At 70.9% G+C, this 23581-nt stretch carries 27 protein-coding genes; 18 read left to right on the plus strand and 9 right to left on the minus strand.

Annotation, left to right across the window (positions count from 1 at the left end; genetic code table 11):
- Window positions 1-126 precede the first annotated feature (126 nt).
- Window positions 127-831: a transposase gene (locus CSC66_RS14945; RefSeq protein WP_162378215.1), complete on the minus strand. Its 705-nt coding sequence runs from the start codon at window positions 829-831 to the stop codon at window positions 127-129.
- Between the two features lie 153 nt (window positions 832-984).
- Between CSC66_RS14945 and CSC66_RS14950 the strand changes: the two genes are divergently transcribed.
- The 4 genes from CSC66_RS14950 to CSC66_RS14965 all read left to right on the plus strand — a co-directional run bounded on the left by CSC66_RS14950 (window position 985) and on the right by CSC66_RS14965 (window position 4036).
- Window positions 985-1323 (plus strand): transposase, encoded by a 339-nt coding sequence (locus CSC66_RS14950; RefSeq protein ID WP_162378216.1) that lies wholly within the window; start codon window positions 985-987, stop codon window positions 1321-1323.
- A complete protein-coding gene (locus CSC66_RS14955) occupies window positions 1293-2153 on the plus strand; it encodes an IS3 family transposase (protein WP_238394420.1) in 861 nt (286 codons plus the stop codon). Before CSC66_RS14950 ends, CSC66_RS14955 begins: the two co-directional genes overlap by 31 nt.
- Before the next feature lie 544 nt (window positions 2154-2697).
- Window positions 2698-3228, plus strand: a complete 531-nt coding sequence (locus tag CSC66_RS14960; RefSeq protein WP_162378217.1) for a hypothetical protein — start codon at window positions 2698-2700, stop codon at window positions 3226-3228.
- 82 nt (window positions 3229-3310) lie between these two features.
- Window positions 3311-4036, plus strand: a complete 726-nt coding sequence (locus CSC66_RS14965; RefSeq protein ID WP_162378218.1) for a class I SAM-dependent methyltransferase — start codon at window positions 3311-3313, stop codon at window positions 4034-4036.
- Between the two features lie 128 nt (window positions 4037-4164).
- Here CSC66_RS14965 and CSC66_RS14970 read toward each other — a convergent pair whose 3' ends face one another.
- A complete protein-coding gene (locus CSC66_RS14970; protein ID WP_162378219.1) occupies window positions 4165-4338 on the minus strand; it encodes a DUF1328 family protein in 174 nt (57 codons plus the stop codon).
- Window positions 4339-4564: 226 nt separating this feature from the next.
- Between CSC66_RS14970 and CSC66_RS14975 the strand changes: the two genes are divergently transcribed.
- The 5 genes from CSC66_RS14975 (at window position 4565) to CSC66_RS14995 (ending at window position 10615) form a co-directional block, all read left to right on the plus strand.
- On the plus strand, window positions 4565-4786 hold the full coding sequence (locus CSC66_RS14975) for a hypothetical protein (protein WP_162378220.1): 222 nt from the start codon (window positions 4565-4567) through the stop codon (window positions 4784-4786).
- Between the two features lie 91 nt (window positions 4787-4877).
- Window positions 4878-5894, plus strand: a complete 1017-nt coding sequence (gene ahr / locus CSC66_RS14980) for an NADPH-dependent aldehyde reductase Ahr (protein WP_162378221.1) — start codon at window positions 4878-4880, stop codon at window positions 5892-5894.
- A 402-nt stretch (window positions 5895-6296) separates the two neighbouring features.
- Window positions 6297-6743, plus strand: a complete 447-nt coding sequence (locus tag CSC66_RS14985; RefSeq protein ID WP_162378222.1) for a type IV pilin protein — start codon at window positions 6297-6299, stop codon at window positions 6741-6743.
- 9 nt (window positions 6744-6752) lie between these two features.
- Entirely contained in the window at window positions 6753-9494 is a 2742-nt protein-coding gene (locus tag CSC66_RS14990) for a putative bifunctional diguanylate cyclase/phosphodiesterase (RefSeq protein WP_162378223.1), read from the plus strand.
- 104 nt (window positions 9495-9598) lie between these two features.
- Window positions 9599-10615, plus strand: a complete 1017-nt coding sequence (locus tag CSC66_RS14995) for a hypothetical protein (protein ID WP_162378224.1) — start codon at window positions 9599-9601, stop codon at window positions 10613-10615.
- Window positions 10616-10731: 116 nt separating this feature from the next.
- Here CSC66_RS14995 and CSC66_RS15000 read toward each other — a convergent pair whose 3' ends face one another.
- Window positions 10732-11016: a hypothetical protein gene (locus CSC66_RS15000; protein WP_162378214.1), complete on the minus strand. Its 285-nt coding sequence runs from the start codon at window positions 11014-11016 to the stop codon at window positions 10732-10734.
- Between the two features lie 127 nt (window positions 11017-11143).
- On the opposite strand from CSC66_RS15000, the gene CSC66_RS15005 reads away from it, so the two are divergent.
- Window positions 11144-11587 carry a hypothetical protein gene (locus CSC66_RS15005; RefSeq protein WP_162378225.1) on the plus strand — a complete coding sequence of 148 codons (444 nt, stop codon included), beginning with the start codon at window positions 11144-11146 and terminating at the stop codon, window positions 11585-11587.
- On the plus strand, window positions 11584-12330 hold the full coding sequence (gene map / locus CSC66_RS15010) for a type I methionyl aminopeptidase (RefSeq protein WP_162378226.1): 747 nt from the start codon (window positions 11584-11586) through the stop codon (window positions 12328-12330). Before CSC66_RS15005 ends, map begins: the two co-directional genes overlap by 4 nt.
- Window positions 12331-12433: 103 nt before the next feature.
- Here the strand turns inward: map and CSC66_RS15015 are convergent, their stop codons facing one another.
- Window positions 12434-13240 (minus strand): alpha/beta fold hydrolase, encoded by an 807-nt coding sequence (locus tag CSC66_RS15015; protein WP_162378227.1) that lies wholly within the window; start codon window positions 13238-13240, stop codon window positions 12434-12436.
- 208 nt (window positions 13241-13448) lie between these two features.
- Window positions 13449-14120 carry a Fe2+-dependent dioxygenase gene (locus CSC66_RS15020; protein WP_162378228.1) on the minus strand — a complete coding sequence of 224 codons (672 nt, stop codon included), beginning with the start codon at window positions 14118-14120 and terminating at the stop codon, window positions 13449-13451.
- Window positions 14121-14318: 198 nt separating this feature from the next.
- Here CSC66_RS15020 and CSC66_RS15025 point away from each other — a divergent pair, with 198 nt between their 5' ends.
- Both CSC66_RS15025 and CSC66_RS15030 read left to right on the plus strand, forming a co-directional pair.
- Complete coding sequence (locus CSC66_RS15025) at window positions 14319-14768, plus strand: universal stress protein (RefSeq protein ID WP_162378229.1); 450 nt, start codon at window positions 14319-14321, stop codon at window positions 14766-14768.
- Between the two features lie 263 nt (window positions 14769-15031).
- Window positions 15032-15517 carry a pyridoxamine 5'-phosphate oxidase family protein gene (locus CSC66_RS15030; protein ID WP_162378230.1) on the plus strand — a complete coding sequence of 162 codons (486 nt, stop codon included), beginning with the start codon at window positions 15032-15034 and terminating at the stop codon, window positions 15515-15517.
- 444 nt (window positions 15518-15961) lie between these two features.
- On the opposite strand, the gene CSC66_RS15035 is transcribed toward CSC66_RS15030, so the two are convergent.
- Window positions 15962-16183 carry a hypothetical protein gene (locus tag CSC66_RS15035; protein ID WP_162378231.1) on the minus strand — a complete coding sequence of 74 codons (222 nt, stop codon included), beginning with the start codon at window positions 16181-16183 and terminating at the stop codon, window positions 15962-15964.
- 204 nt (window positions 16184-16387) lie between these two features.
- On the opposite strand from CSC66_RS15035, the gene CSC66_RS15040 reads away from it, so the two are divergent.
- Both CSC66_RS15040 and CSC66_RS15045 read left to right on the plus strand, forming a co-directional pair.
- Window positions 16388-16723, plus strand: a complete 336-nt coding sequence (locus tag CSC66_RS15040) for a PadR family transcriptional regulator (protein ID WP_162378232.1) — start codon at window positions 16388-16390, stop codon at window positions 16721-16723.
- Complete coding sequence (locus tag CSC66_RS15045) at window positions 16723-17655, plus strand: hypothetical protein (RefSeq protein WP_162378233.1); 933 nt, start codon at window positions 16723-16725, stop codon at window positions 17653-17655. The genes CSC66_RS15040 and CSC66_RS15045 overlap by 1 nt, the downstream gene beginning before the upstream one ends.
- Window positions 17656-17770: 115 nt before the next feature.
- Here CSC66_RS15045 and CSC66_RS15050 read toward each other — a convergent pair whose 3' ends face one another.
- A complete protein-coding gene (locus CSC66_RS15050; RefSeq protein WP_162378234.1) occupies window positions 17771-18178 on the minus strand; it encodes an ExbD/TolR family protein in 408 nt (135 codons plus the stop codon).
- 611 nt (window positions 18179-18789) lie between these two features.
- On the minus strand, window positions 18790-19434 hold the full coding sequence (locus CSC66_RS15055) for a DUF1232 domain-containing protein (RefSeq protein WP_162378235.1): 645 nt from the start codon (window positions 19432-19434) through the stop codon (window positions 18790-18792).
- Between the two features lie 153 nt (window positions 19435-19587).
- Between CSC66_RS15055 and CSC66_RS15060 the strand changes: the two genes are divergently transcribed.
- Genes CSC66_RS15060 through CSC66_RS15070 form a run of 3 tightly spaced genes read left to right on the plus strand, consistent with a single transcriptional unit; the run spans window position 19588 to window position 22316 of the window.
- A complete protein-coding gene (locus tag CSC66_RS15060; RefSeq protein WP_162378236.1) occupies window positions 19588-21834 on the plus strand; it encodes a tetratricopeptide repeat protein in 2247 nt (748 codons plus the stop codon).
- Window positions 21831-22049: a hypothetical protein gene (locus CSC66_RS15065; RefSeq protein ID WP_162378237.1), complete on the plus strand. Its 219-nt coding sequence runs from the start codon at window positions 21831-21833 to the stop codon at window positions 22047-22049. Before CSC66_RS15060 ends, CSC66_RS15065 begins: the two co-directional genes overlap by 4 nt.
- A 60-nt stretch (window positions 22050-22109) precedes the next feature.
- The gene (locus CSC66_RS15070) at window positions 22110-22316 is read left to right on the plus strand and encodes a hypothetical protein (RefSeq protein ID WP_162378238.1); all 207 of its coding nucleotides are present in this window, start codon (window positions 22110-22112) and stop codon (window positions 22314-22316) included.
- Between the two features lie 74 nt (window positions 22317-22390).
- Here the strand turns inward: CSC66_RS15070 and CSC66_RS15075 are convergent, their stop codons facing one another.
- Window positions 22391-23557 (minus strand): threonine aldolase family protein, encoded by a 1167-nt coding sequence (locus CSC66_RS15075; protein WP_162378239.1) that lies wholly within the window; start codon window positions 23555-23557, stop codon window positions 22391-22393.
- Window positions 23558-23581 lie beyond the last annotated feature (24 nt).

The raw sequence follows: 23581 nt of genomic DNA on the forward strand, positions 1-23581 counted from the left end.
TACCTGCATCTGCCGCACCGCTTCCCGCTTGAACTCGGCCGTGAACTGCTGACGCTTGACCATCGAACACCTCCGGGACCATTGTCCCCTTTATCGGGTGTCCGAATTAGCCGGGGCACTCCAGGTTCACTTCCCTGTAGTGGGTGTCGGCCTTGGCGGCCGGTGGGCTGGGCGGGTTCCGGCGAAGCGCCGGGTCTTGGCTTCGACGATGGCGCGAAAGGCGTCGTGGCCGAGGGCGCGCTGCTGCTGCAGGTAGGAGCGGATCTCGGCGAGCGTGTCGTCGTCCAGCGTTTCGTCCAGCAGTGTCCGGTAGGCCGACGCGCGTTCGGCGTCGGTGCTTCCCAGCGCCAGCCAGCCGGCATGGGGCACCAGCCCGGAACCCGGGCGTTGGCCGGTGTTGGCGGCGCAACTGGACCAGCGGTAGGCCACCGGATCGTCGACGAGCCGGGCGCGCACCGGGTTGAGCTCGATGTAGCGGTAGCAGCGCAGCACGTAGCGCTCGCTGTCGACCAGGCAGGCCTTGTAGCGTCCCTCCCAGAGCGTGCCCGTGCGCCCATGGCGTCCGTTGAACAATGCGACGTAGTTGCGGCCCAGCCGCTGCATCATTTTCCCGATGGCACCGGCGTCCTGCGGCGTGACCAGCAGATGGACGTGGTTGTCCATCAGGACGTAGGCGTGCAGGCGGCACCGCGTGGCGAGCAGCGCGTCGGCAAGCAGGTGCAGGTAGCGCAGCCGGTCGCCGTCATCCAGGAAGCAGGGCAGCCGGTTGTTGCCGCGCTGTACCACGTGCTGCGGGATGCCAGGCAGGTCGATTCTCGGCAGGCGGGCCATGCAGGCAGGGTGCCGCCGGTGTCGCAGCGTGTCTGCCCGCGCCATCCGCCATTGCCGTCGGGACTCGGCGCCGCGCGGCGTAGGAAGTGAACCTGGAGTGCCCCGGCTAATTCGGACACCCGATAAAGGGGACAATGGTCCCGGAGGTGTTCGATGGTCAAGCGTCAGCAGTTCACGGCCGAGTTCAAGCGGGAAGCGGTGCGGCAGATGCAGGTCGGGGACAAGCCGATCGCGCAGCTGTCGCGGGAACTGGGCGTGCCCCGCAACCGCCTGTACAAGTGGAGCCAGGCGGTACAGACCCACGGCGAGCAGGAGGCATTTCCGGGCTCTGGCCGACGATCGCTCGAGCAGGCCGAACTGATGCGATTGCGACGCGCCCTGGCGCGGGCCGAGCAGGAGCTTGAGGTCCTAAAAAAAGCCGAGGCGTACTTCGCGAGCGCACCGACGCGCGGTACGCCTGGATCCAGGCCCAGCAAGCGGCCTATCCGGTGAGCGCGCTGTGCCGGGCGCTGGGCGTGTCGCGCAGCGGCTTCCATGCCTGGCAAAGCCGCACCCCCTGTGCCCGCTCGCAGTCCGATGCACGGCTAGTGGCGGTTATCCGGGCCGCCCACGAAGAACACCGGCAGGCCTACGGCGCACGCCGGCTGTGGCGGGTGCTGGTCAGTCGCGGCGAGTCCTGTGGGCGGCACCGGGTCGCGCGTCTGCGGCGCCAGCACGGGGTAATCACGAAGCGACGCCGGCGCTTCCTGCGGGGGCGTTCTTCGTACCAGTGCGCGCCCGCCGCGCCCAATCGACTGGCCTGGCCGTTTGCGAGCCCCGCTCCCAACAGGGTCTGGGCCGGCGACATCACCCACGTCCCCACGCGCGAAGGTTGGCTGTACCTGGCCACCGTACTCGACGTCTGCAGCAGAAGAATCGTCGGCTGGGCAATGGCGTCGCGGCAGACCTTCGACCTGGCCGAACGCGCACTGCACATGGCGATCGTCCAGCGGCGCCCGCCACCCCAGGTGATCCTTCACCACGACCGCGGCAGCCAGTACACCAGCGCCAGCTATCGGGCAAAAGCGGAGGCAGCCCATATGCTGCTGAGCATGAGCCGACCCGGTATGCCCTACGACAACGCCATGGCGGAAAGCTTCTTCGGCACACTGAAACTCGAGCTGATGCCGGACCGGGTCTTCGCCTCGCGTGAAGCCGCACGGCTGGCGGTGTTCGACTACATCGAGGCCTTCTACAATCGCACGCGCATGCACTCGGCGCTGGGTTACCAATCACCCGCCCAATACGAGGAGCGGTTCAATCGCCTGGGGTATGTGCCCTAGGTCCACTGTCCGAAGAACCCGGGTCGCTCCAACCTGACCCCGTTCCCGACCCCGTTCCCGGTTCGTTGCAGCGCAGCGGGCATTCACACGCTGCTCTCTGGTATAGAAATCCTGCGCGCAAGGGGGGCGCACACCATGTTGGGTATGGCTTGGATTGTCTCGACGGGACTCGTCGGGCTGCTCTTTCTGGCTGCCGCGGTCCTGGACGCGGTCGCGCCGGAGCGGCGGAAAAAATTCATCGCAGGCTACGGGGGCGCGATGATCTGCAACGTGGCACTGACGTGGGGAGCCGGTTTCATGCCCGTGTGGTAGTGGAACCGGGCGGAACGGGGCGAAGCGCCCGTCCGCCGTGCGTCCCGGCGTGCCGGGGCTGGCGGTTCCCGCCAGTCCCGCATCCCTCTCGTTGGCCTCTGGACCCTTCCGCGAAAGCAGGGGGCAGCTGGCCTTTGCGCGTGCGCGCGACTGGCTGACAGAACCGTGGTCGGGTGACACTCTTGTCCCGCGCCTCATGTCCTGCCGGGGCGTGCGTTTCCACGGAGGGAGCATGAACAACTTCATCGCAGCGGTGCTACTGGCCCTGGCCCTGCAGGCCGCGCCGGCTGGCGCGCAGACGCTCTGGAAGGACGCGCGCTACGGCATGAGCCCGGCAGAGGTGCAGGCGCGGTTTCCACAGGCGCGGGTGCCCGGCGATGCCGACGAACTGGCCGGCGGCGAAATCGAGGGCCTGCGCCTGCAGGATGTGGACCTGGCCGGCCACCGCTTCACGGCCGCGTTCTTCTTCGACGGCGACGCGCTGGCGCAGGTGACGCTCTCGCTGCGGGCACCGCGCGAGGGGCGCGTCGACCTGCAGGTGTTCGAGGATGTGACCCGCGCGCTGGTGGCCCGCCATGGCGCGCCGGCCCACGCCGGGCAGCAGGATGAGCCTTTCGAGCGCCGCCGCCGCGAATGGGAAGTGGACGGCACCCGCCTCGCCCTGGTCCTGTTCGCGTCGGGCCCGGAATCGCTGGTGAACGTGATCCACCAGGTCGGTCCGCCCGACGCACCGCCGCCGGTGCGGCTGGAATCGGGCGGGTGACGGCAGCGCGGGGCAGGGCGACAGGAGGCGCGTATTCCCTGGCCGCTACAGTAGCCACCGTGACCCGACCTGTTGCCCCTCCATGCATCCCGACGATCTGAAATCCCTGTTCGACCAGCAGGCCGCCGGCTACGACCGGCAGTGGGAAAAGACCGCGCCGATCCGGCAATGCCTGCAGTTGCTGCTGGAGCCGTTGTTCGCCGGGCTTCCCGAGCAGGCGCACGTGCTATGCGTGGGCGTGGGCACCGGCGTGGAGATGGCGCACCTGGCGCGGCGCTTCCCGGGCTGGCGCTTCACCGCGCTCGATCCCTCCGGCGCGATGCTGGAGGTGAGTCGCCAGCGCGCCCGGACAGGGGGCTTCGCTGCGCGCTGCCGCTTCCACGAGGGCTATGTCGAGGACCTGCCAGAGGAGGCGGCGTTCGATGCCGCCACCTGCTTCCTGGTGTCGCAGTTCATCCTCGACGTGGACGCGCGCGCGGCCTTCTTCCGCGGCATCGCCTCGCGGCTGCAGCCGGGCGGGCGCCTGGCCAGCTCGGACCTGTGCGCCGACACGGCCTCGCCCGAGTACGCGGTGCTGCTGCGCGGGTGGATGGCGATGATGGCCGGCGCCGAGGTGCCGGCCGAGGCGCTGGAGCGCATGCGCCACGCGTATGCACACGATGTCGCCGTACTGCCGCCGGACCAGGTCGAAGCGATCCTTCGTGCCGGCGGTTTCCGTGGCCCGGTGCGGTTCTTCCAAGCCGGCCTGATCCACGCATGGATCTCGGAGGTGGCGCAGCCACCGGGGCCTGGTTCGCCTCCCGGTTGAGAGGTCGAAACAGGCGAAACAGGGCCGGAGTGCACTTTCCTCTCGACTTCCCGGCGCACGCGGCCGGCCGATCCTCGCCGGCCCCGCTGTGCGTCGCGGAAAGTGCACCCTGACCCTGCCGCGTCGCGCTATGTCACCTTCTTGAAGACGGTCACGCCGAGCAGGAACAGCACGGCGGCGATGACGAGCGCGGCGATGAACAGGAACTTGGCGATGCCCATGGCGCCGCCGGCGATGCCGCCGAAGCCGAGCACGCCGGCGACCAGGCCGATGACGGCGAAGATGATGGCCCACTTGATCATGGTGTTCTCCTGTCGGGTGCCGCCGGGCGGCGGACCGGGTGGTGATGGCATCGGACGATGCTGGGGGAGAACCTAGGCACCCGGCCGTCTTGCGCCCGTGAACGGTGGCAGGGGCGTGCGGGCCGGGACGTACACTGTGCCGATGTTCGACGCAGTCCTGCGGCAGGAGTACCCGCTCCCGGACCGACCGGCAGCAGTCGTCCCATCCCACGCACAGGAGCGCAAAGTGGCCTTCTCCAGACCGGTCGGAATCGTGGCGCTGTTGATGGCGGTCAGCCTGGTCTGGCTTGTGGCCGGCGTCGCGTCGCTGCGGATCGGCCGGCTGGACGTGCCCGTGCGCTCGGCGGGCGAGCTTGCCCTCGTTGCGGGCTGGATCGGGCCGCTGGTCGCCGCGCTGGGCCTGTACCGGCATCGCCGCCGCCAGGCGGCCCCGGGTCGCCAGGCCTGAAGCGCGGAAGATGCCGCTGCCGATGGCAGCGCACGTCGCCGGGCCGGAGTATCGTCCGGCCTCGTCCCCCGCGATCCGAAGGATTCCCGCCATGGCCACCTACCGCGCATGGGCCGCACCGAAGCCCGGTGCCGCCCTCGAACCCTTCGAGTACGACCCGGGCCCGCTCGGGGCCGACGAGGTCGAGATCACGGTCGAGCACTGCGGCATCTGCCACTCGGACCTGTCGATGCTCGACAACGAGTGGGGCTTCACCCGGTACCCGTTCGTGCCGGGCCATGAGGTGGTCGGGCGGGTCACGGCGCTCGGGCCGAACGCCAGGGGCGTCGTCGTGGGCCAGCGCGTGGGCCTGGGCTGGAACGCGCGCAGCTGCCTGCATTGCGACGCCTGCCTGGCCGGCAACCAGCAGCTGTGCCGCGAGGTGCAACCGACGATCGGCGGACGCCACGGCGGATTCGCCGACAAGGTGCGCGCGCACTGGGTCTGGGTGATGCCGATTCCCGACGGCCTGGACCCGGCCGAGTGCGGGCCGCTGCTGTGCGGCGGCATCACCGTGTTCGCGCCGCTGCGCGAGCTGGGCATCCCGCCAACCGCGCGCGTGGCGGTGGTCGGCATCGGCGGCCTGGGCCACATGGCGCTGAAGTTCTGCCGCGCCTGGGGCTGCGAGGTCACCGCGTTCACCACCAGCGCCTCGAAGGAAGAGGAGGCGCGCGCGTTCGGCGCGCACCACGTGGTCACCACCGGCGATGCCGCCGCACTGGAGAAACTGGCCGGCACGTTCGACCTGGTCATCGACACGGTGAACGTGCCGCTGGACTGGAACGGCCTGCTCGCCGCGCTGGCGCCGAAGGGCCGGCTGCACGTGGTCGGCGCGGTGCTCGAACCGATCCCGGTGCCGGCGTTCTCGCTGATCATGGGCCAGAAGTCGCTGTCGGGTTCGCCCACCGGCTCGCGCGGCGCGCTCGACGCCATGCTCGGCTTCGCCGCCCGCCACGGCGTGGCGCCGAAGACCGAACACTTCCCGATGCGCCGGGTCAACGAGGCGCTGGACCACCTGCGCGCCGGCAAGGCGCGCTACCGGATCGTGCTGGACGCCGATTTCGGTTGAGGCGGCGAGCGGCCCGGTCTGCGGGCGGGGTGGCCTTCGTGGCGTGACCTGCGCCGGAGGCGTGGCAGCGGTGGCTGCCACGCGCCCTGTCTGGCGGGCACCGAACCTGACCCGTTAAGCCGGCAGCCAGCCGGGCGATCAAGCTCTGGCCGTCCGAGCCGATCTTGATACGGCAAGGGTCGGCACATCACGGAGCCTTGTCACGGTTGCACGTAGAACTGCGCGGGTGTGCTGCGCCCAGCGGCTTCACGCCGTGCTATGGGGGCCAGGGACGCGCCTTCCGACGAACTACGGGATCGCCAGGCGCAGGACTGCCCGGGCCCGCTCGAATGCGGGACCGACATGCCAGTACCGAAATCCCGAACCCGGTTCCCTTGGGCCCGGTCCAGCAGCGCGCGCCGGGTGTGGGGTTTCACCCTGCTGGAGCTGATGTTCGCCGTCGGCGTGGCCGCGGTCCTGACGGTGCTGGCGGTCGGACAGTTCACCAAGCAGGTCGATCGCTCCAAGAGCGCGGCCGCGCAGGCCGACATCGCGCTGATGGAAATGCTGATCCTGCGCTACCGCACCGACAACGGCGGGCAGCTGCCCGACTCGCTGGCGCAGATCGGCAAGGGCGCGCTGCTCGACCCCTGGCAGCGTCCGTACCACTACACCAAGCTGGCCGGGGTGAAGGGCAGCAAGGGTGCGGCGCGCAAGGACAAGCGGCTCAATCCGCTCAACAGCGACTACGACCTCTTCAGCGCCGGCAAGGACGGCGTGTTCAAGGCGCAGGTCAGCCAGAAGGACAGCCTCGACGACGTGATCCGTGCCCGCGACGGCGCCTACATCGGCCCTGCCGAAGATTTCTGACCCGCCGGCATGCAGCTGCCTCCCTGGATCGAAGGTACTTTCCTGCGCAGCCGCCTGGGGCGCCGGATCTTCCTGACCTTCTGCGTGGCCGTGGTGGTGCCTGCGGCGGCGGTGTCCTGGCTGGCCTGGCGCACGGCGTCGGCCGATGCGCTCGAGACCAGCCAGGCCGCACTGCGCACCGAGATCAAGCATTACGCATTGAACCTGTTCGAGCGCCTGGAGTCGGCACACGCGCTGCTGCGGCAGGTGGGCGCCAACGACCGGTCCACCGAGGCCGACGCGGCCTTGCTGGCGCCGTTCTTCTCGAGCGTCGAAACCTTGCCGTTGCCGCTGGACGGGGCGGCCGGCGGTGCCGGGCTGGGCGGATGGCTGGCGCGGCATGCGGGCGACCAGGCGCTGTCCACCGCGCTGGTGGTGCTGCCCGCGCGCCAGGACGGAGAGGAAGCCCAGGTGGTGATCCTGGTCCCCAACCGCAGCGAACGCGGCGACGGCCTGCTGGCGGGCGTCGTCCGACCCGGCTTCCTGTGGGGGGAAAGCGACGACCAGGCGTTCAATGGCCGGCTCTGCGTGCTGGCCGGTGACCGCGTGCTGCGATGCCACGGCGACCTGCCGGAAGCAGCGCAGACGAGGACGGCCATCCGCGACGAATGGGAGCTGTTCCTGGAGCCGGCTTTCGGCGCCGGATCCTGGCGGGTGACCGCCGTCGCCGAGCGCGCGCCGGTGCTGGCCAGCTACCTCGGGTTCCTGGCGCCGCTGGCACTGGGCCTGCTGCTGCTGGTGCTGATGCTCAGCTCCATGGAGATCCGCAGGATCCTGGTGCCGCTGGAGCGGCTGGTGGGCCGGATCCGCGCGGTGGGGCAGGGTGCCACGACGCAGGCCGACACCCGCATGGACGACGAGTTCGAGACCCTGGCGCGGACCTTCGACGACATGGAAGGCCGCATCCGCCGGCAGATGGACACCCTGCGCATCCTGTCGGAGATCGACCGGCTGATCCTCGAGCGCGTACCCGCGGCGGCGGTGGTGGACGTGGTCATCGCGCGCATCCACGAGATCAGCCGCGTGGACGGCATCGGCGTGAGCCTGGCCGGCGTGGATCCGCAGCAGCCGAAGCGGCACTTCCTGCGCATGCGCGGCCAACGCCAGGTGGAAGCGGGCAGCGCCCTGCCGGACACGCTGCACGAGGCCGCCTATGCGCTGGAACCAGGGCAGTGGACGCCGATGCGGGAGGTCGGCGAAGGCTTCGCCGCGCGCGGGGTGCAGGAGGTGCTGGTGCTGGCGGTCGGCCATCGCGAGCAGTCGCGCGCCTGGATCGCGCTGGCCTGCGGGGACGGGGGCACGCCGGGCGAGGAGGTGCTGCTCGAGGTGCGCGACCTGGCCGAACGCGTCGCCGTCGCGCTGGCGGTGGAAGAGCACGAGAACCTGCTCCTGTTCCAGGCAAGGCACGATCCGCTGACCGGCCTGGCCAACCGGCTGGCCGCGCTGGAGGCGCTGGACCTGGCCATCGAGGGCGCGAAGGCGAGCGGCGAGACGTTCGCGACGGTGTTCATCGACCTCGACCGCTTCAAGTCGATCAACGATGGCCTCGGCCACGCGCAGGGCGATACGGTCCTGGTGCGCGCCGGCGAGCTGATCCGCCAGGGGATCGGACCCGACAGCTTCCTGGCGCGCTTCGGCGGCGACGAGTTCTTCGTGATCCTGCGCAACGTGCAGTCGCCGGCCGACGCCGCGCGCATCACGTCGGGGCTGGCGGCTTCGTTCGCCACGCCGCTGGTGTCCAACGGCACCGAACTGGTGGTCGGGTTCAGTGCCGGCGTGGCCCTGTATCCCGAGCATGGTTCGCAGGCGCACGAACTGATCCACAACTCCGACGTGGCCATGTACCGCGCCAAGAAGGCCGGTGGCGGGCGCATGGCGTTCTTCGACGAGGAAATGAACGCGGCTGCGCTCAACCGCGTACAGCTGGAGAACGACCTGCGCGCGGCCATCCGCGCGGGCCTGCTCGAGGTGCACTACCAGCCGCGGGTGGACAGCCGCAGCGGCCGGATCGTCGGGACCGAGGCGCTGGCGCGGTGGACCCATCCGGTCCGCGGCCGCATCGCTCCCGATACCTTCATCGGCGTGGCCGAGGAGTGCGGCCTGATCGAGGAGCTGGGCGAGCTGGTGCTGCGCAAGGCGTGCCACCAGCTGGCGGCCTGGAAATCCGGTGGCATCGATCCCGGGCTCTTGGCGATCAACGTCTCCAGCTACCAGCTGCGCTCGGGCCACCTGGCCGACACGGTGGGACGCGCGGTGGCCGCCAGCGGGATCCAATGGCGCGACCTGGAGATCGAGGTCACCGAATCGCTGCTGGTGAGCGGCAGCGGCGCCGCCCTGCAGCAACTCCAGGCCCTCCGCGAGGCGGGCGCCACGGTGGCCATCGACGATTTCGGCACCGGCTATTCCTCGCTCGCGTACCTGACGCGCCTGCCGGTCGACACGTTGAAGATCGACCGTGCGTTCATGGCCGACCTGGCCGAAGACGGGGCGTCGCTGGCGGTGGTGCGCTCGATCATCGCCCTGGCCCGCGCGCTGGACAAGAACATCGTCGCCGAGGGCGTCGAGTCGGCCGCGCACGTGCAGCTGCTGCGCGGACTGGGCTGCCACATCGTCCAGGGCTACGTGTACTACCCGCCGCTCGACCCGGGCGCATGCGCGGAAGTGCTCCAGCGCCTGGCCACGCAGGACGGGCGGGTCGCGAGTACGCGTTAGCGGGCGGGCGGTCCGGACAGCGGCGCCGGCCACCTTCGATGGCTGGCCGCAGGCGCGCGCGTCTGCCGTTGGCAGGGGAACTGCCCGCAAACAAAGGATGCGCCATGGACACCCTGGCCAGGAAAGTGACTCGCATCGATCGCGCGACCGATATGGGACAGGTGGCTGCGCCTGTCGACTTCGCCGCCGGGCTGTCGCCCCCGCAGCGCCAGGCCGCGAAGGCCGTCGCCCGGGACGTGGTGGCCGCCGCGGTAAAAGGGGCGTTGCACGCGATCGACCCGGCGCGCTATCCGATGGAGGCCGCGGCCGACAGCGGGGACATGCGGATCGCCCGCGCGATCGCAGCGCTGCCGCCGAAGGCGCTTCGGCGGATCCGGCCGCGGATCGTGGCGATCGGCGACGGCACGCGGATGCCGGCGCTGCTCAAGGACATGGACGTGCAGGGGTTCCGCAAGGCGCGTCCGCTGCTGCGGCCGGTGGAGCGCGACGGCATCGACCGCCCGGTGATCAAGGTGGTCGATCGCGACCGCGACCCACCCCCGGTACCGGCGCCCCCGCGCTACACCAAGGCGATCCTGGAACTGCGCGCGATCCACTGCGTGCAGGAGACCGGTGGCGGTGGCGCGGACGAGATCGTGTTCGGCGGCATGCTGATCGGCGCGACCGGCAACAGCAATCCGATCGATGCGTTCGATGCCGGCGACTTCGACTCGGGCACCTATGCCGATTTCGGCGCCAAGCCGATCGGCCGCTACAACCTCAAGCTCATCGAGAACTATCCGGGCCACCTCTATGCGATCTTCATGCTGGTGGAGTCCGACAGCGACGACCGCGAGGTGGCCAACGCCCTCACCACCACCATGAGCGTCATCGCGGTAGTGGCGGCGGCCTACTTCAGCGGCGGCCTGGCCGCGGGCGCGGCCTATGCGGTGGCCGAGGCGATCAGCGGCCTGATCGATTCGTTCTTCGGGCCGGATGCGCTGCGCCACTACGGCATCCGGCTCACGTTCGAGAATGGCGACCCGTTCGGCGGCCCGATCGGGCCAAAGATGCGCACCGGCGACATCACCGGCGAAGGGGCGATCTACCGCGTGGGCTACCGCTGGGTGCTGTCGGCGTAGCGGGAGCGTCGAGTAGTCGGACGGGGCCCGGGCTCCACGCCGCGGCACGGACACGGCGGTTGCGCCTGCCGGGTGCCCGGGCGTGCGAGCCAGGGTGCCCCGGCGCGACGGCGGCGTCAGCGGATATAGGGTTCGGTGCGCGGGTCGGGGCGCAGGTCGCGCGGATCGGCGACGACCACCGGTGCCGGCGCGGCGGCGATGCGGGCGGACAGTTCGTTGGCCCGGCGCTGTTCGGCGATGAGCTCGCGCAGCAGCGGCTTGATCCCGAACAGGGCGAACGGCACCAGGATCCACAGCACGGTCAGGATCAGGCCGAAGATCGCGCCGATGATCATGAACAGGCTCATGCCTGCGGTGGCGGCGGTCGAGGCGGTGGTGGCGGTGGCGAGCAGGACGGACATGCGGGTCTCCTGGCGGGACTGAGTGCGCAGCCTGCGCCCGGTGGCGTCGTCGCGGTGTGGACGGACGCGCTGTGCGACACGCCTGTGGTACGAAGAGCGTCCGACCCAGTACCGGTACGCCAGCCCAATGGCCCCGAACCGCCTCGAAACCTCCCTCTACCTGTTCCTGCTCCTGTGCACCGTCGCCACCGTGGCGATTGGCATCCACATGGCCCGGCCATGGGGCGACAACTACGCCTACCGGGACGCGTCGGGCTACGGCGTGCTGGCGCTGATGCTGCTCTGGGCGGTCTCGCCATATGCCGGGCTCGCACTCGGACTACGGCTGCTGCGCGGTTCGCGGGTGGCATCACGGGTCTTCGCCGGCGGCGCACTCATCGTGGCGATTCCGGGATTGGTCGCCTATGTCGACGCGGCGTTCGTGCACCTGGATGCGCAGGGCGGGCTGGTGTTCGTGTTCGCGCCGCTGCTGCAGTGGGCCGGGTTGGCCGCGCTGGGCATGGCCGGCGCGCTGCTGCGCCTGTGGAAGCCGGACCATTGCGGCGGCGAACGCGCTAGAGTCCACCCATGACCATCGAATCCCCCGCCGACCTCGAAGCCCTGCGCCGCATCGGCGGCATCGTCGCCCGCGTGCGCGAGGCGATGCTCGCTGCAGCGCAGCCGGGCATGACCACCGCCGAGCTGGACGCCATCGGCGAACGGTTGCTGGCCGAAACCGGCGCACAACCGGCGCCGAGGCTGGTGTACGGCTTTCCCGGCGCGACCTGCATCAGCGTCAACGAGGAGGCCGCGCACGGCGTACCCGGCGCGCGCGTGCTGCGCGCCGGCGACGTGCTCAACGTCGACGTGTCCGCCGAACTCGGCGGCTACTTCGCCGATACCGGCGGCACCCGCGTGCTGCCGGCAGCCTCGGCGCGCGACACCCGCCTGTGCCACGCCGCGCGTACCGCGCTGGCCGAGGCGATGAAGGTGGCCCGCGCCGGCCAGCCGCTCAACCGCATCGGCGCGGCGATCGAGGCGACCGCGCGCCGCTTCGGCTTCCGCGTGATCGAGAACCTGGCCAGCCACGGCGTCGGCCGCGCCCTGCACGAGGAGCCCGAGCAGATTTCCGGCTACTACGATCCCGAGGACACCCGCGTGCTGCACGAAGGCCTGGTGATCACCATCGAGCCGTTCGTCTCCACCCGCAGCCGCCTGGTCGAGGAAGCCGGCGACGGCTGGACCCTGGTCGGTGCGCGCGGCAACCGTTCGGCGCAGTACGAACACACGATGGTCATCACCCGCGACGAACCGATCGTGCTGACGGTGCATTGAACCAGCGGCAACACGGCGGACGCGTTCCACAGGCGCCGTCTCGCGGCGGAGCGATGCCGCGTGCGCCCCGGCCCCCGCAAACTTGCGGCGCGACTCCTCCCGCTCAGGGCATGGCGTCGCGCGGCGCCCGGTTGCGGTCTTCGACCGCTGCCTCGATCAGGCTCGCCACGCCGCGCGGGTCTTCCTGCTGGGCGACGTGGCCGCCGGGGAAGGTGCGCATCGTCCAGCCGCGGGCCTGTGCGTTCTGCCAGCTGCGGTCGGTCTTCGCGCGCTCCTCGATCTTCTGGTCCTTGGGCACGAAGGCGACGTAGGTCACCGGCAACGCGAGCGCCGCCGGGTTGCGGTACGACACCGGCTGCTCGAAGCACCGGATCGACTGCTTGACGCTGTGCGGCGGCGCATCGCCGGGCTTGACCCACGGCACCTGCATGAAACCGTCCTTGAAGCGGTCGGCCGGTAGCGGCCCGCGGCTGCCGAACAGGTCCCACAGCGCCTGCCCGTCCTGTGGCACGGCCGCGTCGAGGAACACCACGTGGCGGATGCGCTCGGGTATCCGGTCCATCACCCCGGTGACGACCATGCCGCCGTAGCTGTGGCCGGTGAGCACCACGTCGTGCAGGTCCTCGAACAGGATCAGGTTGACCACGTCGTCGATGTGCGTCTGCAGGTCGATGTCGGGGCCGTTGAGGTGCATGCGCTCGCCCAGCCCGGTGAGGGTGGCGCGGTACACGGTGTGGCCGTCGTCGGCGAGGAACTGCCCGGTGCGCTTCCACTCCCAGCCGCCGGCGGTGGCGCCGTGGACGAGGACGAAGGTCTGCTTCTGCGCCGCCGGTGCGGCGTGCGCGACGGTCGCCAGCAGCCACAGCAGCCCGGCGAGCAGCGCGATCGGTCGGAAGGGTCGGAAGTTCATGGGCGGGCTCCACCTGGCCGGCAAGTCGGACGCCGCACAGGGTGCCATCACGCCGCGCCGCGACCGATGGCGATCGCGCCGCGGGGGATAACCGTTCCGGTATGGCAGCCACGGCGTGCCGTCCTTGGTGGCCGGTGTCGCGCGGGTCCTGGCGCGATCCGGTGGACGCTACCCCCGATACCCGCGCCGACCGTCGTCGGGGCGCCGTTCAAGGTTCGGCGTTGCGCCGCAACAGGTTGTTGTAGGACTTGTTGATCAGCTCGAGCGCGCGCGCCGAACCTTCCTGCCCTGCCAGCAGTTCGCGCGCCTCGGACAGGTCGTGCAGCAGTTCGCGGATGGCCGGCTCGCGCACCAGGCTCTGCACCCAGCCGACCACGGCCAGGCGTTCACCGCGCTCGACCGGGCGCACGCGGTGCAGCTGGCCGGTGGGATAGCAGATCGCCGAACGCGCCGGCAGCTTGAACGCGGTCTCGCCGCTGCCGCTGTCGAACGCCAGCTCGCCGCCGTCGTAGCTGTCGGGGTCGCTGAGGAACAGGGTGAACGAGACGTCGCTGCGCACGTGGTTGGGCTCGCCCATGATCGGCGCATCCACGTGCAAGCCGTAGGCCATGCCCGGCTCGTAGCGGCTCACCAGCATCGTCGCCAGCCGCCGCGGCTGGGCCAGGCTCATGAACGGATCGCAGCACCCGAGCGCCTGCATCACGACGTGGGCGATGTCCTTCATCACCGGATGGTTGCCGGGGATCTGCTGGTTGTTCTTGGCCTTGTGCAGCAGCTCGCCGGCCGTGGCCCTGCCGTCGGTGAACGCCACCGTGGCGATCTTCTGCCTGATCAGCGCCAGCTCGTCGGGCGTAATCAGTTCCTGGAGTGTGAGAATCATGCGTCGCGCCCCCGTGCGCAGCTGCCCAGCGGGCAGCTCAGGCACCAGTGTAGGGATTGGCGGTCCGGGATCAATCCGCGAGCCCGCTCGCGCGCATTCCATGCCCGCGCGGGGTATCCCACCCGGCTTGACCAGGATCAATGAAGCGGCACGGACCGGGAGGGAGACTGGCGCCGGTTCCCCGAAGGAGGCCATGCCATGTACACGCATCTTCTGGTTCCGACGGACGGTTCGCCGCTGTCCGACCATGCGCTGGACCAGGCGCTCGCGCTCGCCCGGGCGCTGGGCGCCCGGGTCACCCTGTTCACCGTGGTCGAGCCGTTCCATGCCATCGCCTACACGCCCGAGCAGGTCGTGGAATCGGCCAGCAGCTACGAAGCCCACGCCCGCGCGGCCGCCGACCGGCGCCTGCAGGACGCTGCGGCCCGGGCCGCGGCCGCCGGCGTGGCCCACCGGACGGAGGTGGCCATGGACGAAGATCCGCACGAGGCGATCATCGCCGCCGCGCGTACACAAGGGTGCGACCTGATCGCGATGGCCTCGCACGGGCGCCGCGGGGTCAAGGCCCTGGTGCTGGGCAGCGTGACCGCCAAGGTGCTGACCCATTCGGAAATCCCGGTGCTGGTCTACCGCCGCCCGGTGCAGTGAGCCGGCAGGCGCGAAAGCGGATCCTCCGGCAGGGGAGCCCCCTGCCGGGCAACAAGCGCGGCGTGCTGCGGTGCGCACAGAGGGCCCACGGAAAGCCGCGTCGCCTGCGCAGCGCATCGGCGTGATCGGAGGCCATCGTCCGGTGGCGCTAGCCTGAACGACCGGCATCGTTGGCGCCGGACGCGGCGTCGATGCGCGTCCGCTTCACGCAGGCGCGACCACCTGCGGCGCTACGGTGGCAGCTCCCGATGGAGCTGCGCGCCATGACCTCACCCGCCGATCTCGAAAAGAAATTCTGGAAAGCCCTGAAGTCCGACATGACCCTGATGCTGGGCGTGGACGGGCTGGAGGATGGCCATACCCGGCCGATGACCGCGCAACTGGAGCACGAGGAGCGCGGGCCGATCTGGTTCTTCACCTCGACCGACAACGGCCTGGTGCGCCAGCTCGACGCGCCGCGGCGCGCGGTGGCGGCCTTCGCCGCCAAGGGCCATTCCCTGTTCGCCAGCATCGGCGGCCAGCTGGTGGTGGATACCGACCGGGCGGTGGTCGAGCGCCTCTGGAATCCGTTCGTCGCCGCCTGGTACGAAGGCAAGGACGACCCGAAGCTCGCCCTGCTGCGCCTGGATCCGGACCAGGGCGAGGTGTGGCTCAACGAGAACAACCTGCTCGCCGGGGTGAAGATGCTGATGGGCATCGACCCGAAGAAGGATTACCAGGACAAGGTCGCCAAGGTGGACCTGGGCTGAGGGTGCGACGAAGCGGCCGCGCGGCGCGCGTCAACCCGCCGGACGGTCCGTGGGCGGTTCGCCCTTGGGCCAGGCGGGTAACGGCTGCATGGCGACCGCGGCGTGTTCCCGCCGCAACTCGATCCAGCGGCTGACCGCATCGCCCGAGCAGGGCGAGGCCCAGCAGGGCCGGCAGCAGGTCCAGGTCCATGCGGATTACGCAATCCGGTGTCGGAGCACAGGGTAGCGCGACCGTCTTGCCATGTGGCCGACTGCACAGGTCGGGGAAGGGGGAGCGGCCGGACGTGCGGGGCATCATCCGTGCATGCACCGAAACGGACGCAGGCCACGCGCGCCGCCGCGCGCGCTACGCCCCCGGACCCCGCCGCCGACACAGGCGGCGGCCGTTCGCGCCGCTGCAAGCCGCGGCGGCAACGATGCGAACGCGTCCAGTCGTGGGCGGACTCAGACCTCTTCGCCGAACCCGCGGCTGAAATGGGCCGCCGCGCGTGGTGCCGCCTCCGGTTCGGGCTCGACCGCCGGCACTCGGGGGTCGCCGCGCGGTGGCGTGATGTCGGCTTCGTCGCGGATGTCGCTGCGGTGGCCATCTGCGCGATGCCGCTGCCAGGCTCGCCAGGCGACGACGCCGATGGCGGCGGCAGCAGCGGTCTTCAGGATCAGGTGCATGGCCGGTCTCCTCGTGGTTCGTGCCAAGCGTGCCGTGGCGGGGGTAAGGCGGCCGTGACCCTTTGATCAGGTCGATGTGAAGGGTCTCGCCGCGCGCCGGGCATGGCGGATGATGCCCGCGACCACCGCTTCGAGCCCTCTACTGTGCTTGACACAGTAGAGGGGCCAGGTCTACTGTGCGCGAAACAGTAACGGGTACCGGCCATGGTGGAGCGGGACAGCAGCGGACTGGTGGAACTGCGCCGCGGCGTGCTGGTGCTGGCGGTGCTGTCGCGGCTGCAGGTGCCGCAGTACGGCTATTCGCTGAAGCAGGCGCTGGCCGAAGGCGGCATGCCGGTCGAGGAAGGGACGCTGTACCCGCTGCTGCGACGGCTGGAGGCCCAGGGCCTGTTGGCCAGCGAGTGGGACGAGGACTACGCGCCGCCGCGGCGCTACTACCGCCTGAGCCGCGAAGGAAAGCGCGCGTTCGCTGCCTTGTCCGCGGCCTGGCGCGACCAGGTCAGGGTGATGGACGGGTTCCTGCGCGAGGAGACGAAGTGATGGATGCCAACGAGATCCTGGAGTCCTATGTCCGCGACGTGGCCGATTGCCTGCCGCGCGCGCGTCGCGACGATGTCGCCTCCGAGCTGCGCTCGCTGCTGGCCGAGGAGCTGGCCGGGCGTGCCCAGGAGTCCGGCCGCCCGCCCGACCGGGCGATGGCGATGGCGATGCTGCAGGCCTTCGGCCGGCCGGCCGAGTACGCGCAGCGCTACCACGCGCGGCCGGCGCTGGTGGAAGGCGCCGACAACCACCATTTCCTGATCTGGGCGACCGGCGGCGCGGTGGTGCTGGTGATGCATGCGGCGCTGAACCCGCAGCAGCACGTCGACCTGGACGGGTTGTTCCTGCAGTGGCTGGGCCTGCTGCTGCTGTGGTTCGCGCTGGCCGGCTGGATCCGCCGCCGCCGGCCCGGCGTGTTCCGCTGGAAGCCCAGCCACGGGCCGGAGTGGATGCCGCGCGGCCTGTCCGCGTTGTCGCTGGTCGCCACGCTGCTGTTCCCGGTATGGATGTACGCCGCGCCGCAGCCGTTCGCGCGGATGCTGCTGCCGTCGACGCTGTCGGTGGAGGGGCTGGCGCTGGATCCGGTGTTCGCCACCAGCGGCATTCGCCTGCTGACGATGGCGTTGCTGGTGGGCCTGGCCCTGGGCCATGCGATCGCGCTGGTGCTGGGCCGCCAGCCGGCGTGGCTTCGCCGCTGCGGAGTCGCGGTGAACCTGGCCCTGGGCCTGCTGTTCGTCATCCACGCCTCGCCGATGGCCACGCTCGATGGCACGCCCTTCCAGGTGTTCGCCTTGGCGCACGCCAATGCGGTGGCGGCGCCGATCTTCCTGGGCCTCGGCGGCATGATGCTGCTGGTCGGGCTGTACTACGCCTGGCGCGAGTGGTCGTACCTGCGCCCGCCGCCGGCCCGCCACCGCGGCGCGCTGGCCTGAGGCCAGCGGTGGGGGCGGGGTACGCGCATTCCGCGCACTGCGAGCGCCGGCCGGCGCGCAGTTCCACCACCTTGGCGGGGCTCCGTCCTTGCGATGGGCGGAGCCCCGCTCGCGGTTACCGCTGCACGAACCGGATGCGCTGCATGCCGGCGGCGTCGGCCGCCGCGAGCACCCTGACCAGGGCCTGGTAGTCGGCCGCCGGATCGCTGGCGATGCGCAGCTCCGGCACCTGGCCGGCGTGCGCGTCGGCCTCCGCCTGCAGGCGTGCCGGCAGCACCGCGGCCGCGACCGGAACGCCATTCCAGGTGAGCTGGCTCGCGGCATCCAGCCGCAGTTCGATCGGCGGCGGTTCGACCCGGTCGGGCGCGCGATCGACGCGCTGCGGCAAGGCGATGTCGATCGGCCGGGCCAGGATCGGCGCGGTCACGATGAAGATGATCAGCAGCACCAGCATCACGTCGACCAGCGGGGTGATGTTGATGTCGGCCAACGGTCCGGATCTTCCTGCGGTACTGAACGCCATGCGTCGCTCCCTGCCGCGGGGCCGGTTGCCCCGGGATCGACACTACGCCTCGCGCGGACCGGCGAACGCGCGGAACGGCGCGTCGTTCAGCGATGGTTTCCCCGTCGGAACCGGTAACTCCTGGCCGGCTCCGACGCCGTGCCGCGTTGCCATGGAAGGGACACCGGGAGCGGGCGTCATGACCAGCGTGGGATCCAGGCCGGGAAAGAAGCCGGCCACGGGTGCGAAGGGGAAAGGCACCGCCAGTGGCGTGGCCGGGCCACGCAACACCGCCAGGCAGCCGCCATCCGGCACACCGCGCAAGCCGCCGAAGCCCGTGCCGGCCCCGCGCCGCCGTCCGGAGGTGAAGGACTCGCACGATCGCTACGCCAATATCGAAGTACAAGGCTGATCGCCTGCTCGTGGGCACAGCTTGCCGACGCCCCGCCTCGGTTATCGCTGATCGCGCGGTCTTCGGTAGGAGCACAGCTTGCTGGCGACCCCGCGAAGGGTGTCGCTGGCGGCCCTCCGGCGTGCGGGTGCGGATGCCCGCGTCCGGCGCGACCCCGCAAACGCGGATGCCGCCCGGTGGGGCGGCATCCGCTGCTGGCTCCGCGGCGGCCGGCGTGCATTCAATGCACGCGGAACATCGCCGAGGGTGCGGGCACGTAGGTGCTTTCGCGGACCCGCCGGCGGTGCGCCGACAGGGCCGCCTCGTGCACGCGCGCGGCCTGCCAGGCGCCGCGGTCGAACGGCAGTTCTTCCGGCTCGCAACCGCGCAGCCCGGCCTCCAGCGCACGCAGGCGGACGAACTCGCGGTAGCCGGCGGCCTCGCGGCCCAGGGTCGGCCAGGCGGCCTCGAGCACGATCGCATCGTCCAGGCGGCCGATCCGCGGCAGCCAGTCCGGGATCAGGTCCTGGCTGTCGTTGGCGTAATCGACCACCAGGCGCGCGCATTCGACGACCTCGTTGGCGGCCGCCCAGGCGCGGTCGGCGGCCATGGCGGCGACCGATTCGATCCACGCAATCCGTTGGGCGATACATCCGGGCGCCTCGTCATCTCCGGTGGCGGACAGCTGCCGGGCGGCCGTCGCCAGCTGGTCGACGTCCATCGGGCCCTGGGTCCGGCCCAGCCGCGCCAGCAGCCGGTTGAAGCGCGACAGGTCGAACGAGGTCGGTCGGTACTCGCCGATGTTCCGGCGGCGATGCAGCAGGTTGAAGGCCAGGGGGGTGTCCAGGACGGCAGGCAGCGGCTGGGCCAGGGAACGGTTTGTCATCACAGCGTTCATGGTGCGTCTCCAGAAGGTGGGTGGGCGCGGCATCGCCGGCGCCGGGCCAGCATCCCGGGGACGCCAACGCGGGTCATGAGGCCGTTGCGATCGTTCCATGCGTGTTCGCTGAATTCATGAGGCAATGATGAGGAAGTGGCGATGAAGCCCGGGACCGGACCGCCCGCCCCCGGCGACGACGGCCTGAATACGCGCTTCCGGTTCGATCGCATCGTGGTCGACGCGGCCGCCCATACCCTGCTGCGCGACGGCGAACCGCAGCCGCTGGAGCCCAAGGCGTTCGCGGTGCTGCTGGCGCTGCTGCGCCGGCCGGGCGAACTGCTGGGGCGCGACGAGCTGCTCGACCAGGTGTGGGGGCATCGCCATGTCACCCCGGGCGTGCTGACCCGCGCCATCGCCCAGCTGCGCGCGGCGCTGGACGACGATTCGCAGAAGCCGCGCTACATCCAGACCCGGCATGCGCTGGGCTACAGCTTCATCGGCACGCTGCAAGCGCCACCGGAAGCGGCCGGGGCGATGCCGCCGGCCGCCGCGCCGCCACCGGAAGCGCCCGCGGCGGTGCCGTCCGTGCCGGCACCAGCGACGCCCGTCGAGCCGCCGGGCGATGCGCCCCTGGGCGTGGAGGGTGGCCCGGGCGATGCCCTGGCGCCTCCCATGTCGCGCAGCTCCTGGGCGCTCTGGCTGCTGGCCGCGCTGGTCCTGTCGATCGGCGCCTGGTGGTGGCGCGGGCGTGATGCCGGGCCGGTGGCGGCGCCGGCGGAGGCGTCGATCGCCGTCCTGCCCTTCACCACGCTGAGCGATGCGCGCGACGACCGCTACTTCGCCGAAGGGCTGTCGGTGGAGATGCTCGGTGCGCTGGCCGGCGTGCATGGCCTGAAGGTCGCCGCGTGGCGCCCGGCCGAGGCGATCGACCGTGGCCAGGACATCCAGGCGCTGGGCCGGTTGCTGGGCGTGGCCACGCTGCTGGACGCCAGCGTCCGTCGCGACGGCCAGCGCCTGCGGATCAGCACCCGGCTGTCGGACACCCGTTCCGGCTATACCCTGTGGTCGCGCAACTTCGACGGCGACGCCGACGCGATCTTCGACACCCAGACCGAGATCGCCAACGCGGTGGTCGACGCCTTGCTGGAGATCCTGCCCGAGGAGCGCGAGAGCCTGCGCAAGCGGCTGACGCCCACCCACAGCGCGGCCGCGTTCGATGCGTACCTGCTCGGCATCGACCGCTTGGCGGCTGCGCGCGGCGGCGACGCCCGCGAGCAAGCGGAAGCCCAGTTCCGCAAGGCCCTGGCCGTCGACGCTGGCTTCGCGCGTGCGCAGGCCGCGCTGTGCCGGATGGGGCTGTGGAGCTTCGAGTCGCATCGCAACACCGATGCCTTCGACGACGCGCGCCTGGCCTGCCTGCGCGCGCTCAACATGGATGGCGGGCTGGGCGAGGTGAAGCTGGCGCTGGGCGACCTGTACCGGGTGCAGGGCGACGAATCGCAGGCGTTGCAGTACTACGACGCCATCGTCGACGACCCGGCGATGCGCTGGCAGGCGCTGGTCGGCCGCGCCCAGGTGCACATCGACCACGGCCGCGAGGACGAGGCGATGGCCGACTTCCGCCAGGCCATGCAGGCCAGCCCGGGCAACGCGCAGGTGCATGCCGAACTCGGCTACCAGCAGTTCCGGCTCGGGCAATACCGGGAAGCGATCGATTCCTACCGCACCGCCGTGGCGCTGCGCCCGGACAACGTCGACTACTGGACGATCTACGGCGCGTTGCTGCTGTCGGTCGGCGAGAACGACGCGGCCGAGCAGGCGATGCAACGCTCGCTGGCGATCGAGCCGAACGAGAGCTCGCTGAGCAACCTCGGCACCCTGCGTTACCAGAAGGGCGACTACGCCGGTGCCGCGGACATGTACCGCCGGGCCGCCGAACTCAATCCGGGCGACTTCTTCTACGTCGGCTTCCTGGGCGATGCGCTGGATGCCGACCCGCGCACGGCCGCGCAGGCGCGGCCGGCCTACGAGCGGGCTGCGCGCCAGGCGCAGCGCTTCATCGACGCCAAGCCCGACGACGCCAAGGCGCTGGCCGCGCTGGGCTGGTACCGCGCGCAGCTGGGCGATGGCGACAGCGCCCTGCGGCTGGCGCGGCAGGCGCTGGCCCTGGGCCACGAACCCGGCGAGGTCGCCCTGTACAACGCGCAGGCGCTGGCCGTGCTCGGCCGGCTCGACGAGGCGCGCCTCGCCCTGAAGGGCGCGCGGGAGGCCGGCATTCCCGATGCACGCATCGATACCCAGGCCGTGTTCCGGCGGACGGGCCTGGTCGCACCACCGTCGGGGCCCGCGCCCGCCCCGCCGGCGTCCGATCCGTCCCCGGCGCCACAACGAGGAGCACGAACATGACAGGCGAACCTTCGGTGCAGAAACACCACTTCCAGATTGGAGAGGGCGTCGTCATCGACGTGTCGATCCAGCCCAAGGCCACGGGCGTGTCGGTGCCCAAGCCGCGCCCCGTTCCCAGGCGGATCGGAGTGCTGACCCTGGACATCGGCGATCCGACCGACGAGACGAAGTCGTTCGAAGTCGAGTTCACGTTCGATCTCAACTATCGCAGCTGACCGGCGCGTGCGCGAAATTGCCCGGGCAACAGCAGCAGGAGAACCACCACGGCAACGCGGGTGCAGAAGAAGCGCGTCTCGATCGAACTGGGCGACGGCGTCTACATCGATGTCGACGTCAAGCCTGTGCTGAGTGGCACCAGCGTGCCCAAGCCACCGCCGAAGAAGGTGGCGCGGGTGGTGGTCAACGTGGGCGACCACGGCGACTGGAAGTCGATGCAGCTCGGGCTGGACATCGAGGTGTCCGTGTCGCACCGGAAGGGCTAAGCGCCGGCCCCTGACCGTTCCATCGGCAGCGCAGGATGCCGGCGGCGCGGTCGCCGTGGCCGGACGACGGCCGGTCAGCCGTCGAGCGAACCCAGCATGCGCCGGGCCAGCTCGGCTGGAGGCAGCCGCAGCAGGGTCGGGTTCACCTGCACCGGGAACTCGCCGGTATCCGGATGCGGCGACGCCAGCACGATGCCGCGTCCGCGCGCGCGCTCGGCCAGCAGGTCCGGTGCGGTGCCGGCGACCGAAAGGAAGAAGCGGCTGCTGCCGTCGGGCAGCCGGCGTGCGCGGAACCTGCCGCTGGCCTCGAGGTGGGCGACCAGTTCGTCCGCCGCGCGCCAGGCGCGTGCGTAGTCGTCCTCGAAGCGCGTCGCGTACGTCTCCACCAGCGCCACCTGGGGCCAGGCCGAGGGCAGGGCGCCACCGAACATCCGCCGCTGGTGGAACAGGCCATCGATGAACGCCTCGCTGCCGGCGAGGATCGCGCCGCCGGCGCCGTTGAAGTTCTTCCACAGCGAGACGTAGACGCTGTCGAACAGCGCCGCGTACGCCGTCACCGGTCGCCCCGAGTGCAGCGGCAGGGTGAACAGGCGGGCGCCGTCCAGGTGCAGGCGGATGCCCTGCTCGCGGGCGTAGGCGCTGATCCGCTCCAGTTCGCTGAAATCGGCCATGGCGTGGTCGCGGCGTCGGACCGGGGTTTCGATCGCGATCACGCCCACCTCGTTGCGCACGCGGCCGCCGCGCGAACGCTCCACCCAGGGCTGTACGTCGGCCAGCCGCAGCGTGGCCTGTCCCGGCGCCAGCGGCACCAGGTTCAGTCCGCTGAGCGCCTGCGCGCCATCGCCGCTGTCGTTGTAAAGGTGGCTTTCGGCCTGGACCAGCACGCGCCGGTCATCGCCGGCGAGGCGGCGCACGGCCAGGTGGTTGGCGAGCGTGCCGGTGGGCACGTACATCGCCGCCGGCTTGCCGAGCAGCTCGGCGAACAGGGTCTCGAGCCGGCCGATGACGCCGCCGCGCGAGTAGTTGTCGGCATCGACCGCCCCGGCAGCGACGACCTGCCGCAGCTGCGCGGCGTACTCGCCTGGATCCAGGTCCAGGCCGTCGGATACCAGGTCGATGCGCAGGAGCGGATCGTGCAGCGGGTCGGTCGATCCGGGCGGCCTCGCCGCAGCACCGTTGGCCGGCCACATCGGCGCGGCCATCGCCAGTCCGCCTGCGGCCAGGAAATTCCGTCGATCCACGCCAGCCCCCGTGCAGATGAGCGG

It is taken from the genome of Pseudoxanthomonas kaohsiungensis (assembly GCF_010211765.1).
Lineage (GTDB): Bacteria > Pseudomonadota > Gammaproteobacteria > Xanthomonadales > Xanthomonadaceae > Pseudoxanthomonas > Pseudoxanthomonas kaohsiungensis.